At 63.2% G+C, this 16,062-nt stretch carries 15 protein-coding genes; 7 read left to right on the top strand and 8 right to left on the bottom strand.

What is annotated here, in order from left to right:
• The first annotated feature begins 19 nt into the window (after window positions 1-19).
• Window positions 20-757, top strand: coding sequence for a DUF4097 family beta strand repeat-containing protein (locus tag ABF859_RS07890; RefSeq protein WP_415527219.1), 738 nt, complete (start codon window positions 20-22; stop codon window positions 755-757).
• Here ABF859_RS07890 and ABF859_RS07885 read toward each other — a convergent pair.
• The 5 genes from ABF859_RS07885 to ABF859_RS07865 form a co-directional block, all read right to left on the bottom strand.
• Window positions 748-1,545, bottom strand: coding sequence for an RluA family pseudouridine synthase (locus tag ABF859_RS07885; RefSeq protein ID WP_415527218.1), 798 nt, complete (start codon window positions 1,543-1,545; stop codon window positions 748-750). The genes ABF859_RS07890 and ABF859_RS07885 overlap by 10 nt on opposite strands.
• Window positions 1,535-4,252, bottom strand: coding sequence for a DNA translocase FtsK (locus tag ABF859_RS07880; RefSeq protein ID WP_415527286.1), 2,718 nt, complete (start codon window positions 4,250-4,252; stop codon window positions 1,535-1,537). Before ABF859_RS07880 ends, ABF859_RS07885 begins: the two co-directional genes overlap by 11 nt.
• A gap of 119 nt (window positions 4,253-4,371) precedes the next feature.
• Window positions 4,372-4,971 (bottom strand): 16S rRNA (guanine(966)-N(2))-methyltransferase RsmD, encoded by a 600-nt coding sequence (rsmD, locus tag ABF859_RS07875; protein WP_415527217.1) that lies wholly within the window; start codon window positions 4,969-4,971, stop codon window positions 4,372-4,374.
• Between the two features lie 3 nt (window positions 4,972-4,974).
• The gene (locus tag ABF859_RS07870) at window positions 4,975-5,775 is read right to left on the bottom strand and encodes a pseudouridine synthase (protein WP_415527285.1); all 801 of its coding nucleotides are present in this window, start codon (window positions 5,773-5,775) and stop codon (window positions 4,975-4,977) included.
• 32 nt (window positions 5,776-5,807) lie between these two features.
• Window positions 5,808-6,542: a gamma-glutamyl-gamma-aminobutyrate hydrolase family protein gene (locus ABF859_RS07865; RefSeq protein WP_415527216.1), complete on the bottom strand. Its 735-nt coding sequence runs from the start codon at window positions 6,540-6,542 to the stop codon at window positions 5,808-5,810.
• Window positions 6,543-6,593: 51 nt separating this feature from the next.
• Here ABF859_RS07865 and ABF859_RS07860 point away from each other — a divergent pair, with 51 nt between their 5' ends.
• The 3 genes from ABF859_RS07860 to ABF859_RS07850 all read left to right on the top strand — a co-directional run bounded on the left by ABF859_RS07860 (window position 6,594) and on the right by ABF859_RS07850 (window position 9,186).
• On the top strand, window positions 6,594-7,055 hold the full coding sequence (locus tag ABF859_RS07860; protein WP_415527215.1) for a nucleoside deaminase: 462 nt from the start codon (window positions 6,594-6,596) through the stop codon (window positions 7,053-7,055).
• Window positions 7,056-7,173: 118 nt separating this feature from the next.
• The gene (locus ABF859_RS07855) at window positions 7,174-8,733 is read left to right on the top strand and encodes a Do family serine endopeptidase (protein ID WP_415527214.1); all 1,560 of its coding nucleotides are present in this window, start codon (window positions 7,174-7,176) and stop codon (window positions 8,731-8,733) included.
• 120 nt (window positions 8,734-8,853) lie between these two features.
• On the top strand, window positions 8,854-9,186 hold the full coding sequence (locus ABF859_RS07850; protein ID WP_415527213.1) for a superinfection immunity protein: 333 nt from the start codon (window positions 8,854-8,856) through the stop codon (window positions 9,184-9,186).
• A 7-nt stretch (window positions 9,187-9,193) separates the two neighbouring features.
• On the opposite strand, the gene ABF859_RS07845 is transcribed toward ABF859_RS07850, so the two are convergent.
• Entirely contained in the window at window positions 9,194-10,504 is a 1,311-nt protein-coding gene (locus tag ABF859_RS07845; RefSeq protein WP_415527212.1) for a lipopolysaccharide biosynthesis protein, read from the bottom strand.
• Between the two features lie 233 nt (window positions 10,505-10,737).
• Here ABF859_RS07845 and ABF859_RS07840 point away from each other — a divergent pair, with 233 nt between their 5' ends.
• The gene (locus ABF859_RS07840) at window positions 10,738-11,853 is read left to right on the top strand and encodes a CDP-glycerol glycerophosphotransferase family protein (RefSeq protein WP_415527211.1); all 1,116 of its coding nucleotides are present in this window, start codon (window positions 10,738-10,740) and stop codon (window positions 11,851-11,853) included.
• Window positions 11,854-11,859: 6 nt separating this feature from the next.
• Here the strand turns inward: ABF859_RS07840 and ABF859_RS07835 are convergent, their stop codons facing one another.
• Both ABF859_RS07835 and ABF859_RS07830 read right to left on the bottom strand, forming a co-directional pair.
• Window positions 11,860-13,218: an L-serine ammonia-lyase gene (locus ABF859_RS07835; RefSeq protein WP_415527210.1), complete on the bottom strand. Its 1,359-nt coding sequence runs from the start codon at window positions 13,216-13,218 to the stop codon at window positions 11,860-11,862.
• Window positions 13,219-14,283, bottom strand: coding sequence for a threonine aldolase family protein (locus ABF859_RS07830; RefSeq protein WP_415527209.1), 1,065 nt, complete (start codon window positions 14,281-14,283; stop codon window positions 13,219-13,221).
• A gap of 83 nt (window positions 14,284-14,366) precedes the next feature.
• On the opposite strand from ABF859_RS07830, the gene folD reads away from it, so the two are divergent.
• Window positions 14,367-15,284 carry a bifunctional methylenetetrahydrofolate dehydrogenase/methenyltetrahydrofolate cyclohydrolase FolD gene (gene folD / locus ABF859_RS07825; protein ID WP_415527208.1) on the top strand — a complete coding sequence of 306 codons (918 nt, stop codon included), beginning with the start codon at window positions 14,367-14,369 and terminating at the stop codon, window positions 15,282-15,284.
• Window positions 15,281-16,033, top strand: coding sequence for a methylenetetrahydrofolate reductase (locus tag ABF859_RS07820; protein WP_415527207.1), 753 nt, complete (start codon window positions 15,281-15,283; stop codon window positions 16,031-16,033). Before folD ends, ABF859_RS07820 begins: the two co-directional genes overlap by 4 nt.
• The last annotated feature ends 29 nt before the right edge of the window (window positions 16,034-16,062 follow it).

The following is a 16,062-nucleotide window of genomic DNA, read 5'->3' as shown; positions in this document are numbered from 1 at the left end:
GTCAGAAAGGCCTCCCACCATGAACCGTTTCACGCTCTCCCTTCCTGTTCTTGCCTTCGGAACCGCACTGGTCTTTCCGGCCTGTGCCGCACCGCTGAACCAGTCCTCGATTTCCGATGACATTTCCCTCTCTGCCCTGCCCGAAGGCGGGAAGATTTCCACGGTCAGCGGAGACGTCAGCATCGGGACATCAGATGGCGGCCTGTCTGTCCGGACTGTCAGCGGCGACATCCATGTCACGCAGTCCAGAGGCCCGCTCGCTGTCCATACCGTCAGCGGTACGCTGGACGTGGATCATGCCGCGGGCACGGTCGAACTCCACACTGCGAGCGGTGACGTAACCCTGGAGCATTCCGATCAGGCCGTGTCCATCCGCACCATGAGCGGCCATAGTACACTCGAGCACGCAGCGCGCGATGTCCTGATCCGCAGCGTCAGCGGGGGTACGACCCTCACGCTGGAGGCCACGCCCCAGATGCGCACGGTCGATATCGGCACGGTCAGTGGCGACATGACCCTGAACCTGCCGCCCGGCTTCGGCGGAACATTCGACATCCACCTGAAACAGCGCCGCTCGGACACGACGCTCCCGCTTCAGCAGTCCCTTGGCCTTACGGTGCAGCTCGGGGACTGGAAGAAAGAATCGGGCAGTTCAGAAGACGTCCGGACAATCACGGCGACCGGCAAGGTTGGCGATGGCCGCGATCACATCATCGTCCGCAGTGTGGTCGGAACCCTGAAACTCGTTCAGGACTGAGCCGCACTTTCACAGCCCATCGCACGCAGCGTCTTCGCCATGAACTCTGGGGGAGGCGCCTGCGCGCTGAGCGTGTCGGATGGCAGGTTCAGCTCCAGACTGCGCGCCAGAAGATGCAGTCCGGGCATATTTGAATGTTTCGGAGCAGGGGTGCCATAAACCGGGTCGCCAAGGATCGGCGTGCCCAGTGCCGCGCAATGGATGCGCGCCTGATGCGTCCGCCCCGTGAGCAGTTCCAGCTCCACCCAGCACAGACCCCTGCTACGTCCCAGAACCCGCCAGCGCGTCCGGGCTTCATCACCTTTCGGGTCCACGACCATATGCCAGCCCGAGGCGTCAGACCGACGCAGAAGTGGCGCATTGATCTCACCACTGTCCTGCGGAAGATCCCCCACGACGACGGCCCAGTACAGCTTGCGGACCTGCCGCTCCTGAAACGCCTTCTGTGCCTCGATCAGCGCCGTCTTGCGTCGTGCAATCAGCAGACAGCCGGATGTATCCGCATCCAGCCGATGCACCAGCCATGGCCCCCCACGCGGATGCGAGACCAGCCGTGTTTCAACGGAATCCTGCGTGGAGGGGCCGGGATGAACGGCCAGACCGACCGGCTTGTCCAGAATCAGGAAACGCGGTGTTTCCAACAGGATGGGAATGTCCATCCCGGGATGGAACGGCGTGCGCGGCCCTTCCGGAGCGTCGGATGCCGCCTGTTCCGGCATGCGGCGGGGTTTGTGTGAACTGCGTGCGGCTTTTGCACGTCGGATCCGGTCTTTCCGGTCAGTCTTCATGTTCTTCCTTGCGGCGGACAAGGATCTCGCGTTTGCCCACATGGTTTGCGGCACCGATGATGCCTTCCTTTTCCATCTGGTCGATCAGCTTGGCCGCGCGGTTATATCCAATGGAGAGATGGCGCTGGATAAAGCTGGTGGAGGCCCGGCCTTCACGCATTACGATGTCTACCGCCTGATCGAACAGGCTGCCTTCTCCATCACCGCCCGAGCCGGACCCGGCCGTCAGGCCGCCCGCGCTGTCGTCATCCTGTCCGGACACCACGTCGTCGTTGTAGATGGGGTCGCCCTTGGAGCGCAGATCCGCCACCACGGCCTCGACTTCATCGTCGGCCACGAACGGGCCGTGGACACGCGTGATGCGCCCGCCACCCTGCATGAACAGCATGTCACCCTGACCCAGAAGCTGTTCGGCGCCCTGTTCCTGAAGGATGGTGCGGCTGTCGAACTTGCTGATGACCTGAAAGGAAATCCGGGTCGGGAAGTTGGCCTTGATCGTGCCGGTGATGACGTCAACGGAGGGCCGCTGTGTCGCCATGATGACGTGAATGCCTGCCGCACGGGCCTTCTGGGCCAGACGCTGCACGGCTGTCTCGATTTCCTTGCCCGCGACCATCATCAGGTCGGCCATTTCGTCGATGACGACGACGATATAGGGCAGGTTTTCCGTCGCGACCTGCTGTTCGTCGAATACCGGGCGGCCTGTCTCGGGATCGAAACCGGTCTGCACCCGCTTGGTGACCATCTCACCCGTGGCGCGAAGCTGGTTCACGCGCTCGTTGTAGCCGTTGATGTTGCGGACCTGAAGCTGCGCCATCAGGCGATAGCGGCGGTCCATTTCCTGCACGGTCCATTTCAGCGCGCTGACGGCCTTGGCAGGCTCGGTCACGACCGGCGTCAGCAGATGCGGAATCCCGTCATAGATCGACAGTTCGAGGATCTTGGGATCGATCATGATCAGGCGGCACTCTTCCGGGCTGAGCCGGTAGAGCAGCGACAGGATCATGGCATTCACGCCCACCGACTTACCCGACCCCGTCGTACCCGCGACGAGCAGATGCGGCATTTTGGCGAGGTCGGTATAGACCGGCACACCGGCAATATCCTTGCCGAGCGCGATCTGAAGACGTCCGGTGCCGTTCAGCCATTCCGGAGTGCGCAGCAGTTCGGAGAAATAGACCGTCTCGCGCTTGGCGTTCGGGACTTCGATACCGATCACATTCCGTCCCGGCACGGTCGCGATACGCACGCTCAGCACCGAAAGGGAGCGCGCCACGTCATCGGCAAGCCCGATCACGCGGGACGAGCGGATGCCCGGTGCGGGCTCCAGTTCATACAGTGTGACGACCGGACCGGCATGGATGTCGCCGATCGTGCCCTGCACGCCATAATCGGCCAGAACGCTCTCCAGAAGTCGCGCATTGGACTGCAATGTCTCCTGCGACGGGCCGGTCACGGCATGCGGCGGAGGCGGATTCAGCAGGGCGAGAGGCGGCAGTTCCCAGCCCGTCGCCACGGCATTGCGGGGTGCCGCGGCGGGGCGGGGCGGGACGGGTTCTGCCGGACGTTCCGGGCGGCGCATTCCGAACAGGCCGCGCTTCTGCGGTTCGGGTTCGGGTGGCGTGTCGATGCTGCTCTGCGGCAGGTCCTCGTCCATTTCATCGTCCATCTGACGACGCAGCGCGGGCGGCGGCGTTTCACGCTGACGGGCAATCTGCGCCAGACGCTCGGCATAGGGGTTGGACGGTGCCTCTTCTTCCTGCGGGACCGGGGCCTGACGGGCGCGATCAGCCGCGGCTTCCGTCCTGCTGGTCTGACGTTCGGCAGCCGGCTGGCTGTAGGGATCGTCCTGCGTTTCCATGGGCGGCTGCATCCAGCCGGTATTCTGGGGCACGAAGGGCGCCGGACGGGACTGCGGATCGCTCTTGCCGAAGCTGCGGCGCAGGAAGGACAACGGTGCGGCATCGGCTGCAGGAACCCCACCGGCGGGGCTCGGCTGGAACTCGTACATCCGCGGGTCCGGAGCAGGGCGGTCAGAGGTCTGCGGACCGTTCATGCGCTTTGCGATGGCGAAAGGCTGACGGCCCAGAAGCATGAGCGTCTGGCCCAGCGCGCGCCATTCGCGGGCTTCAAGACCCATCGCAAGCGGCAGTAGCAGGCCCATTAGCAGCAGGACCAGAATGACGGCAATCGCGTTTCCGGCGGCCCCGGCTTCCGCATGGGCTGCCCCCAGCAGACGCTGCGCGCAGGAGACGCCCATTTCCCCGCCGAGACCGCTGGCGGTCGGCCAGGCGACCTGAAGGCCGGGAATGAGAAGCTGGAGCGTGCCGATGAAGGTGGCGCTGGCGGGCAGAAGGGCGAGGGCGGCCACGATCCGCAGGATCGGCAGGGTCATGCCGTGATGGCGGACCATGCGCCACGCCCAGGCCAGCAGGATGACGATCGGCATGCCGCTGCCGAGGCCGAGCCACTGGATCAGTCCGTCCGAAATGGTCGCGCCCGTCCGGCCCAGCAGGTTCGTCGGCTGCGTGCCAGTCGAGGTGTTGAAGGACGGATCGTGCGGATTGAAGCTCCACAGGGCAATCCCGACTGCCACGGCAAAGATCAGCAGGACAAGCCCGAGAAGCTCCATGCAGCGTGCGCGCAGGGCACTGCGCAGTTTTGGTGTCATGTGCCGGTCATGCGCGTCGCGGACGATGTTGCGCACTGTACTGGTCGATCGGCTGAACGCGGCCAAGTCTCGTCACCCCGTCGGTTTTCTGGATTAGCGGCTTGTAAAATTCACTCTGAACTATAGCCGACAGGGTACTGAATACAGAGGGAAAATTAAGGAAAAGTGGAGGAATGCCTCCAGATCGTCACCTTCGCGGCGCCGAAACGACGTTCGCAGAGGATTTCTGGCGTCAATGTGGGTATAAAGTGTTCGGAAGGTGGCACGATGGGCGTGAATTCTTCCGTGGCTCCCGTCTCGGCCACGATCAGCGCGCCTTCCACCAGCCAGCCGGTCCGCGCCAGCGCCCGCAGACCCGATTCGACCAGCCCCTTGCCATAGGGCGGGTCGAGGAAAACCAGCGTGTAGGGTTCCGTGGCCTTGGGCGGATGCGTGACGCTGCAACTCAGCACGCGGGAGCGGTCCCGCGCCTTGCAGATGTCCAGATTGGCGCGCAGGGCCGCCAGTGCATTCCGGTCGCGCTCGATGAACGCGGCCTTCTGCGCGCCGCGGGACAGGGCTTCAAGCCCCAGCGCCCCGGTTCCGGCATAGCAGTCCAGCACGAGGGCCTGTTCCAGTTCGTCCTGTCCATACCAGGGGGCGTGGGCGAGCATGTCGAAAATCGCCTGTCGCGTGCGGTCCGATGTGGGGCGTGTGCTGGTTCCTGACGGCGCAGTCAGGGCGCGGCCTTTGTTGTCTCCTCCAACAATCCGCATGGATCAGCGCGTCCGGTGGCGTTTCGGGGCGGGAAGGTCCGGCACCTGCTCGCGCAGCGTCTTGCCCGGTACTTCCTCCAGTTCACGCACCTTCAGCGAGCCAAGCTGGAACGGGCCGTAGGACAGGCGGATCAGGCGGCTGACATGCAGGTTCAGACCTTCCATGACGCGCCGGATCTCGCGGTTCTTGCCTTCGCGCAGGCTGACCGTCAGCCAGGAATTGTCGCCCTTCGTGGAGTCCAGCGCGGCCTCGATGGAGCCGTAGCGTACGCCTTCATATTCGAAGCCGTCGATCAGCGAGGCCAGACGCTTTTCGTCCACCACGCCAAAGACACGCACGCGGTAGCGGCGGACCCAGGCATTGCCCGGAAGTTCGAGGCGGCGGGCCAGTTCGCCGTCATTGGTCAGCAGCAGCAGACCTTCGGAATTGATATCGAGGCGCCCGACGCTGATGACGCGCGGCAGGCCTTCGGGCAGCGTGTCGAACACGGTTTTGCGGCCTTCGGGGTCCTTGTGGGTCGTCATCAGGCCGTCGGGCTTGTGATACCGCCACAGGCGCGTGCGCTCGGGAGAGTCCACGGGCTTGCCGTCCACCAGCATGATGTCGCCCGGCTGCACGAAAGTCGCCGGATGCGTGACGACCTGTCCGCCCAGCTTGATGCGTCCGTCTTCGATCATGCGCTCGATATCGCGGCGGCTCGCCACGCCGGCGCGGGCCAGCGCCTTGGCGATGCGCTCGCCTCTCGGGGCCGCTGCGTCCGTTTCAGGCGCAGTATCCTCGTGCAGGTCAGGGATTTCGGGCATCTCGGGGGCGGTGTTTTCGGTCTTGTCGTCGGTCATCGTGCAGTCTCCACAAGCGCCGCATACAGGCGACGGTCGCCGGGGTCGAGGGAGAATTCGGGGTGCCACTGTACGCCAATGGCGAAACCGGGGCCATCAAGCTCGATCGCCTCGATGGTGCCATCCGGCGCATAAGCGCAGATTTTGGCCCGTCCGGGGTCACGCACGGCCTGATGATGCGAGGAGTTCACGCTCATGCGGCCCGCCCCGACGATCTGCGCGAGTTTCGTGCCGGGGACGATGTCGATGTCATGTCCCGGTTCGTGGCGTGGGTTGGGCTGTTCGTGTTGCAGGTCTTCCGGCAGGTGCTGGATCAGCGTGCCACCGGTCTGCACGGCCAGAAGCTGCATTCCGCCACAGATGCCCAGAACCGGCTTGCCCTGCGCCAGTGCAGCCCGCAGCAGGGTCAGTTCGGCGGCGGTGCGGGATGGGCGCGGGCTGGTCAGCGGATGGGGTGTTTCACCATAGAGCGCCGGATCAACGTCGAAGGCGCCGCCTGTGACGATCAGCCCGTCCAACCGCGCCATCAGGGCTTCGGCATCGCAGCCGTAACCCAGACAGACCGGCATCCCGCCCGCATCGCTCACGGCTGTCAGGTAGTTTTCCCGCAGCGCATGGAAGGGATAGCGCGAGAACTGCCCCGGGCCGCCGGGTTCATGATCCAGCGTCAGGCCGATCAGCGGCGCGCGCTGTGAAGGGGATGGACGGGGAAGGGTCATGCGCCGCATCATCGCATCATGATTCAGGATCAGACAAGGATTCAGACGGATATCGGCCCGGCCATGCAGACGGCGCTGCAGGCCGCGCGGGAAGCTGCGGCGTGCGGGGAAGTGCCGGTGGGTGCGGTCGTACTTGCGCCAGATGGGAGCGTTCTGGCGGTGGCCCGCAATCATGTGGAGGGCACGCATGACGCGTCTGCCCATGCCGAGCTTCTGGCGATGCGTGAGGCTGCCGCGCGTCTGCAAAGCCCGCGCCTGACGGATTGCACGCTGGTCGTGACGCTGGAGCCGTGCCCGATGTGTGCCGCCGCGATCGTGCATTTCCGGATCGGGCGCGTGGTGTTCGGGGCCTATGATCCCAAGGGCGGGGGCGTGGAGCACGGGCCGCGTATTTTCGAGCGTCCGTCCTGTCTGCACCGCCCGGAAGTGATTGGCGGGGTCTGTGAACGCGAGGCGTCGGAGCTTCTGAAGGATTTTTTCCGCAGGCTCCGCAACCCATCACAAAAGAGCGTTCCGGGCGCCTGAATTCACAGTCCGTCACGAACTTACGGATGTTTCACGCGGCGGTCAGCTTGCGGAACGGGAACGGGGTCCATAGTTCAACGCTATAGCCACGATGTTTTCGTAACCAGTCGGGATTGTCATGACCTCACGTTTTCGCGCGTCCCTCTCCGCCCTCGCTGCCACCACCATGCTGGTTTCGGCTCCGTTCGCTTTCGCGGATACGCCCTCGGCCGCCCCTCAGGCGGGCGCCACGACCGCCGCCAGCGGGGCCATCAAGCCGCAGACGGGCGTTCAGACGCTCCCCAACTTCGTCAATCTCGTCAAGCAGGTGAAGCCTGCCGTCGTGTCCATCACGTCGCACATCAAGGCGGATGTGGCCGATGAAGAGGAAAACGGTCCGGGCGGTGGCGGCGGACAGGGGGGCGGTATGCCTTTCCCGTTTCCTTTCCCGTTCCAGATGATGCCGCAGCAGCAGCCCAACCGTACGGTCGAAGCCCGTGGCTCGGGATTCATCATTTCGGCTGACGGCTATGTCGTGACGAACAACCACGTCGTGAATGGCGCGACCAAGGTGACGGTCACGCTCGATGACGGCACGACGCTGCCGGCCAAGATCATCGGCCGCGACCCGAAGACGGACGTTGCTCTCCTGCGCGTCAAGCCGACCGGCAAGCTGCCGTTCATCGAACTGGGCGATTCCGACGAGGTCCAGCCGGGCGAATGGGTCATCGCCGTGGGCAACCCCTATGGTCTGGGCGGCACGGTGACGGCGGGTATCGTCTCCGCACTGGGTCGTGACCTGCATTCGGGCGCCTATAACGATTTCATCCAGGTCGATGCGCCCATCAATCACGGCAACTCGGGTGGGCCGCTGTTTACGCAGGACGGCAAGGTCGTGGGCATCAATTCCATGATCATCTCGCCCAATGGTGGCGGCTCGATCGGTATCGGCTTTGCCATCCCGTCCGACACTGTCAGATCCGTCGTGAGCCAGCTTGAAAAGACCGGTCATGTCACGCGCGGCTATCTCGGTATCGAAGGGCAGGACATCTCGCCCACGATGGCGCAGGCCCTGAACCTCCAGTCCCCCGAGCCGGGCGCACCCCCGCACGGAACGCTGGTGGCGTCCGTCTCCAAGGGCAGCCCGGCCGAGAAGGCAGGGATCAAGAGCGGTGACGTCGTGACTACGCTGAACGGCAAGCCGATCAAGAATGGTCACGACCTGGCGGTGAAGGTTGTCTCCATCGCACCGGGAACCGCTGCGTCGCTGGGCCTGCTGCGTGACGGCAAGCCGATGACCATGAACTTCACGGTCGGCAATCTCTCCGCTCAGGACCATGCTTCGGGCGATGCTACCGATACAGCACAGTCCGGCGCGGGCAAGCTGGGCGTGTCGCTCGCGTCACTGACGCCGCGGGCGCGTCAGGAACTGGGTCTGGATGACAGCGTGCAGGGCGCGGTTGTGGCCGATGTCGTGCAGGGCTCTCCGGCCGATCAGTCCGGTATCCGTCCGGGCGATATCATCGTGGCCGTTGGCAATCATGTGACGCCGTCGCCCAAGGCCGTGGTGGCGCAGGTGCATGACGCGCTGGGCCGCAAGCAGCCGCCGCTCCTGCGGATTCTGCGTGACGGACAGCAGCTTTTCGTCGCCGTCTCCCCGAACGGCTCGGATGACGACAGCTCCGACGACGCCCAGTAAGGTTTGCGTCAGGACTGGAAAAGGCGGGAAGGGTCAGACCTTCCCGCCTTTTTTTATGTTTGTTTTCGTATCGGATCCGAAATACTGTCGGGCTTTCACCCTGTCCGGGACTGTGTTGTCGTGCATCTGATCACTGTCATGAAGTTTGTCGGCGGAGCATTCGTTTTGCTGGCGCTGACTTTTCTCCCAACGATCATTGCGCTCTGTACCCGCAAGGTTCACTGGCGCGAGGCGTTTGTGGTCAACCTGGCATTTGCCTTCACGTTTGCAGGCTGGTTCGCCGCCATTGCCTGGGCCGCAACCGGAGACGATGCGAAGATCAAGACCCGTTTCAGAGGGCTTTCAACTCCCAAAAAGGTCCTGCTCGTTCTGGAGCTTGTTTTCATAGAAGCCGCAGCGACGGGATATCTCGTGTTCCACCACTCTTCTCACGCCACGCATCTTCTGCACTGATCCGGGTTCAGCGCTCCGCCTTGCCGATCCGGTCGTAAAAGAACCAGACGCCCAGCATCTGCGAGAGCAGGATCGTCGCATTGCAGGCCGCTGTGGACAGACAGGCCCCTGCCAGCCCGAAATGGCGCGTCAGCACATAAAGCGCGGGGAAATAGACCGCCATGACGGCCGTACGGTTGGCCATGAGGAACTTCACATGCCCCACCACGATCAGCAGCGGTTCCAGCGGAATGACCAGCAGGCTGAACACTGCCGCCAGCAGCATGATGGAAATATACAGCGACGTGTGATGCACATGGACATGCAGCAGGAAGCGGAAGATCGTCGAGCCGAAGAATGCTGATAGCAGCAGGAGCAGCACGGATAGTCCGCTCAAAACGCCGAACATTTTCCAGGTCACGCGCTTGAGGCCGCGCCAGTCCTTCCGGTCCCGCATCCGGACCAGTTCGGGATAGAGCACGGGTGAGATGAGCTGCGCGGGGGTCACGATCCCGTCGGCGATCTGGCGGCAGACGCGGAACACGGCTGCCTCCGCCGGTCCCAGTCCGTTGCCGACCAGCAGTGTCGCCACATGGCCCGAGATGTTGCCCAGTGTCTGGTTGACGCTGGCCGCGCGCGTGAACTGCCACATGCCCGGAAGCTGCCAGCGCCAGTGCCGGAAGGCCCGGAAATACCGGAACTGGAATTTCCGGTGCAGGATATCCAGCGCGTAATGGATGTAAAATCCGTAATCAATAACGATCGTCATCGCCCAGACGAACAGGAAATATCCGAGCTTGAGATGCAGCACATAGCCCAGCAGAACGCCGAATGTTTTGGCGAGGGCAGCACAACTGTCGATGATCGGGACGAGATGAAACTTGCCTGCCATCCGCAGGATGCCGTTCGCCCAGCCTGAATACATCAGCGGACTGACGAACACATACAGATCCGCCAGAAACCGCACATGCGCGGACCAGTGCGCGGTGTGTCCGTAGATCTGCACACCCACCAGTCCGAACACGATGGCGAACGCGGCCGAGAGCGTATCGAGACGGATGCAGAAATGGATCACCCGGTGCAGGAGGTCCGTATCCCCATTACCGAAGCTCTCACTGCCGAAGCGGATCAGCGTCTGCCAGGACTGCATTCTCGACAGGACCGAACTGGTCGAAGCCAGCGAGTGGATCAGGATCAGCAGCCCGAAATCGGACAGTCCCAGCGCCCGGACCGCCACGGCGATATAGATGAAGCTGCACAGCGCATTGGCGATACGGCCCAGTGTGAGAACGCTGACATTTTTGAAAATGGATCTGAAAACGGAGCGCTCGCCGGACATGCGGGCTTACTGACCACAAAGCCCCGGGAGTGTCCATGCCGGGAGTGGAATGTCAGGGTGGCTGAAGATCCTTGACAGGGTGGGGGCAGGGATTATGAAGAATCCCTCATCCATATCGTTGCCAGGATTTCTGCAGACGGGGATCTCGCGGCGATCCGTCTTCTCCTGAAGGCCCTCATTCGGAAAATACAGGTGACACGCCTGTTTTTCAGGCAGGACGCAACAGACCAGTCATGAAAATTGCCTTTATTTATATCGCTGAACCCTATCAGTGTTACCACGTCGCGTCTGTTGCCAGTGCTCTTGCCGCCATTCCCGGTCATGACGTGGTGGAGTATTACAGCTTTCCCGAAACGGTGGCGCATCTCAGGCGCATCCGCCGTGCGCTGGACCTCCCCGATCTTCCCCTGAAGGCTTTTCCAAAGTCCCTGAAAGCCCGGCTTCTGAAGCGTGCAAGGCGGCTCGATCAGGAGCGGCTTCTGGTACTGCGGGAAAACATTTCCGAACTGAACCAGTACGATGCGGTCGTGGCGACGGAATATACGGCTGGTGTTCTCAAAGAGATGGGGCTCTCCGGCCCCAGGCTCATTCTGCTCATGCATGGCGCCGGGGACCGTTACGTCAATGACGAGCACCTTGTTCGCGAATTCGATCTGACGCTCGTTTCCGGCCCGAAGATCGCGAGCTATTTTCAGGACAGGGGCCTGTTGCGACCTGAGACCACACGAGTGGTCGGTTATCCGAAATTCGACGTGTTCGAGGCCGTGCAGCGGGAAAAGACCATTTCGTTCAGCAATGGACGTCCCTTTGCGCTGTACAATCCGCATTACCAGCGCAAACTGACCTCGGCTTCAGGCTGGATGATGCCGCTGATCCGGGGCTTCAAGGCCCAGAGTGAGTACAACCTCGTGGTGGCTCCCCATATCAAGACCTTCCACAGGGGCTTCGGCATCCGGGAGCGTCAGCTCAAACGGCAGCGGAGTACGGAAGTGCTGGTCGATACGGGATCGTCCGCCATGCTGGATATGACCTATACGTCCCAGGCCGCGCTCTATATCGGCGATGTCAGCAGTCAGGTGTACGAGTTCCTGGCCATCCCGCGCCCCTGCGTTTTTCTCAACCCGCGAAAGCTGCCCTGGCAGGACGAGCCGCATTTCCTGCACTGGACGCTCGGAGACGTGGTGGAGGATCCCGACGACCTGATGCCCGCCATCGCCCGCGCGCAGGAGCGTCATGCGTTCTACCGCCCGGCGCAGGAAAAGCTCTTTCGCGAGACTTTCGGTGAGCCCCTGCTGGGTGCGTCGCAGCGTGCTGCCGATGCCATCGCGCAGTTTATGGCCGTAGCGTGAAATCCTTCAGCACTCGGGAAAATTGACGGCTAGTCCGCCGAGTGACGTTTCCTTGTAGCGGTGGTTCATGTCCCGCCCCGTCTCGGCCATCGTACGGATGACCTGATCGAGCGACACATGATGGGCACCATCGCCGTGCATGGCGAGGGACGCCGCGTTGATGGCCTTGATCGCGCCGAACGCATTGCGTTCGATGCACGGAATCTGCACCAGTCCGGCCACCGGGTCGCAGGTCATGCCCAGATGATGCTCCATGCCGATCTCGGCCGCGTTCTCCACCTGAAGCGGCGTGGCCCCCAGAGCCGCCGCCAGCCCCGCCGCCGCCATCGAGGATGCCACCCCGACTTCGCCCTGACACCCGACTTCCGCGCCTGAAATCGATGCATTGAGCTTGAACAGCCCGCCAATGGCCGCGGCGGTCAGCAAAAACCGGCGTTGTCCGTCGAGTGAATATTCGGGGCAGAACTCCCTGTAATAGCGCAGCACGGCCGGGATCACGCCTGAGGCGCCATTGGTAGGGGCCGTGACGACGCGCCCTCCGGCGGCGTTTTCCTCGTTCACGGCAATGGCGAACAGGCTGATCCAGTCCATGATCCCATGCGCGGAGGGCTGGTTGCTGCGGCTCTGTTCCTGAAGCCGTTCATACAGCGCCGCCGCCCGCCGACGCACGTTTAGCCGACCCGGCAGCGTGCCCGAACGGTGCAGCCCGGCCTCTACGCAGTCCATCATCACGGCCACGATCCGGTCGAGATACGCCTCGACCTCGGCACGCGGCCGCAGCACGCTCTCATTGGCCAGAACTACGCCCGCGATATCGAGCCCGGTTTCCTGCGTGCGGGTCAGGAGTTCCGCGCCGCTGGTGAAGTCATACGGCATGTCGGGCTGGGCATAGGTCGCGGTTTCGGTCGCCTGTTCATGGACGATGAACCCGCCGCCCACCGAACAGAAGCGTGCATGACCCAGCAGATGGTCTTGCGCATCAAACGCTTCGAACTGGAGCGTGTTGGGATGGACCGGCGGGATGGTCGTCGTATCGAGAACGATGTCTGTTTGTGGATCGAACGGTGTGGGATGACCGTTGAACGGGATCAGATGCGTCTCGGTGACGGACTGTACGATGCTGTCCGCCAGCATGGGGTCCATCGTGTCGGGTTTTTCCCCTGCCAGTCCCAGGATCACCGCCCGGTCCGTCGCATGTCCGCGCGCCGTCCAGGCCAGCGAGCCGTAAAGCGTAACGCGCAGACAGGCCACGTCCGGCGCATGAAGCAAAGTGTCCGCAAACCGGGCCGCCGCCCGCATGGGACCGACGGTATGGGAGGAGGAGGGACCGATCCCGATCTTGAACAGGTCGAACAGGCTGATCATTCAGGCGGCAGTCTCGGCGAGAAGGGCATCGACGTCCTGTTCGCGGGTGTAGAAGCTCGTCACAAGGCGGATCAGTCTGCCGGACACACCCTCAGGGGTCGGCCAGCGATAGAAGGCGTATCCCGCGGCTTCCAGTTCCTCGACGAGGCGGTCAGGCAGGATGACGAACACCTCGTTGCCCTGCGTCTCGAACGGAAGCTGTGCCCCCGCATGACGGCGCAGCCCCTCGACAATGCGCTGCGCCATGGCGTTGGCATGTGCGCTGTTCTTCAGCCACAGATCGTCGTCCAGCAGTGCGAGAAGCTGCGCGCTCAGGAACCGTGCCTTGGACCACAGATGCCCGCTGCGCTTGATACGCCGCTCGAAATCCTTCAGCGCCGGGCGGGTGCGGTCATTGACGAAGAACACGACCGCTTCCGCCGCCAGCGCCCCGCATTTCGTGCCGCCGAACGACAGGACATCCACCCCGGCTTTCCATGTAGCCTCGGCCGGCGTGCAGCCCAGATGCGCGATGGCATTGCTCAGCCGTGAGCCGTCCAGATGCACGGGAATGTCGTGTTCATGGGCAATCCCGCACAGCGCCGCCAGATCCTTCAGGGCATAGACCGTGCCCCATTCGGTCGCCTGCGTCAGGGACAGCGCCTGAATGGGAGGCTTGAGAATCCCGCCCTGCGCATTGGCCCGCAGACCCGTCCGCAGGGCTTCGGGCTCCATGCGGCCATCGGCGGAGGGCAGCGTCACGAGCTTGGCCCCATGCATGAAGAACTCGGGCGCGCCGCCTTCATCGTTATTGATATGCGCGCTCTGGTCACACAGGACGGCGCCATAGGGGGCGACAAGCGAGGACAGCGACAGACTGTTGGCCGCAGTCCCCGTCACGACCGGGAAAACCGCGACCTCCGCTTCGAAGACCGTGCCGAACCGCGCGTTCAGTGCCCGGCTCATTGCATCGTCGCCATAGGACCCGACGCAGCCCTCATTGGCGCGCATCATGGCATCCATGACGGCTGGACATGCGGGCGAAACATTGTCACTGGCGAAGTTCTTGCGTATTTCGTCGGTCACGAGACCATCCTCAGTTCCTGCGACCGTTACGGCCTGCCCGCAAGCGTAACTGAAATGCCCGCCTGTTGTCATCCGGAGAGCCCATGAGCACGATGTCCCCCGAGAAGTCTTCCGAACTGGCATCCAGGATCATCGACGGCAAGGGCATCGCCCGCGCCCTGACCGATCAGGTGGGCCGCGAAGTGGCGAAATTCGTGGAGCAGGGCAACACCATTCCCGGTCTCGCCGTCGTTCTGGTGGGCAACGATCCGGCGTCTGAAGTCTATGTGAAGAACAAGGCGATCCAGACCCATCGCGTGGGCATGCGCTCCTTCATGCACATGCTGCCGCAGAGCACGTCGCAGGCCGAACTGCTGGACCTGATCGCACAGCTCAACGCCAATCCGAAGATCCACGGCATCCTTGTGCAGCTTCCCCTCCCGGCGCAGATCGACCCGGTCGTGGTGACGAACGCCATTGCCCCGCACAAGGACGTGGACGGTCTGGGTGAGGTCAATGCCGGACGCCTGTCGCTCGGGATTGACGGGATCGTGCCCTGCACGCCGCTGGGCTGCCTGATGCTGCTCAAATCAGTCCACGAGGACATGACCGGCAAGCATGCCGTGGTGATCGGTGCGTCCAACCTCGTCGGCAAACCGATGGCGCAGCTCCTGCTCAAGGAGAACTGCACGGTGACGGTCGCCCATATCCATACCCGCAACACGAAGGAACTGGCCCGGGAAGCGGATATCCTGGTCGTGGCGACCGGCAAGAGCGGTCTGGTTCGTGGAGACTGGATCAAGCCGGGCGCCACCGTGATCGATGTCGGCATCACCCGTGTTCCGGCCGAGAATGGCAAGACCCGTCTGGTCGGTGACGTGGCGTTCGATGAGGCGCTCCCGATCGCCGGTCACATCACGCCGGTTCCGGGCGGTGTTGGTCCCATGACCATCGCCTGCCTGCTGCACAACACGCTTCAGGCCGCCCGCGCGACGCAGGCTGTTGCGGAAGTGTCTTCATGACCCGCGTCTCGGTCGAGCTGGTTCCACGCTCCATAGAAGCTCTGCTGGCTGACGTGCAGACGGTGCGCGAGGTCCTGCCGCAGGTCCGCACGCTGAATGTTCCGGACCTGATGCGCTTTGACCTGCGCAGCCACGACGCCGCCTCGCTGGTTACGAAACAGGCGCGGTTCGAGGTTATCCCGCATATCCGCGCCGTCGATATCGCACCGGGCGCGCCGCTGCCGGGTGCGGACCGTCCGGAACTGACCTCCATCCTTGTGGTCGCCGGCGATCCGCCTCCGGCCGGAAGCGACTGGAAGGTCTATCCCAACACGTCCGCCCAGATCATCGAACGCTACCGCCGCGAAGCGCCCCATCTGAAGGTCTATGCGGTGTTCGACCCCTATCGCCGCGCGCCGTATCAGGAACTCGAGGACATCGCCCGCAAGCGCGACGCCGGGGCCTGCGGGTTCTTTACCCAGCCGCTTTTCGACATTCCGATGCTCGAATGCTGCATGGACTGGCTGCGCGACGACACGGTATTCTGGGGCATCTCGCCCGTTCTGGGAGACCGGTCCCGTCGTTACTGGGAGCGCGTTAACCATGTGGTCTTCCCGCGCGATTACGATGGGACGCTGGAAGGCAATATCGCTTTTGCACGCCGGATGCTGACCGTCATCCGCGAGAAAAACGACAATGCCTACCTGATGCCCCTGAAAGTTGACCTGGCATCCTATCTGGGAGCGCTTGACGATATTATAACGGGGTAACATCGAACCACCGAAACGGAGGGTCCGCC

It is taken from the genome of Gluconobacter sp. (assembly GCF_047722525.1).
Taxonomy (GTDB): Bacteria; Pseudomonadota; Alphaproteobacteria; order Acetobacterales; family Acetobacteraceae; genus Gluconobacter.
This window is presented reverse-complemented; position numbering and strand designations above follow the sequence as displayed.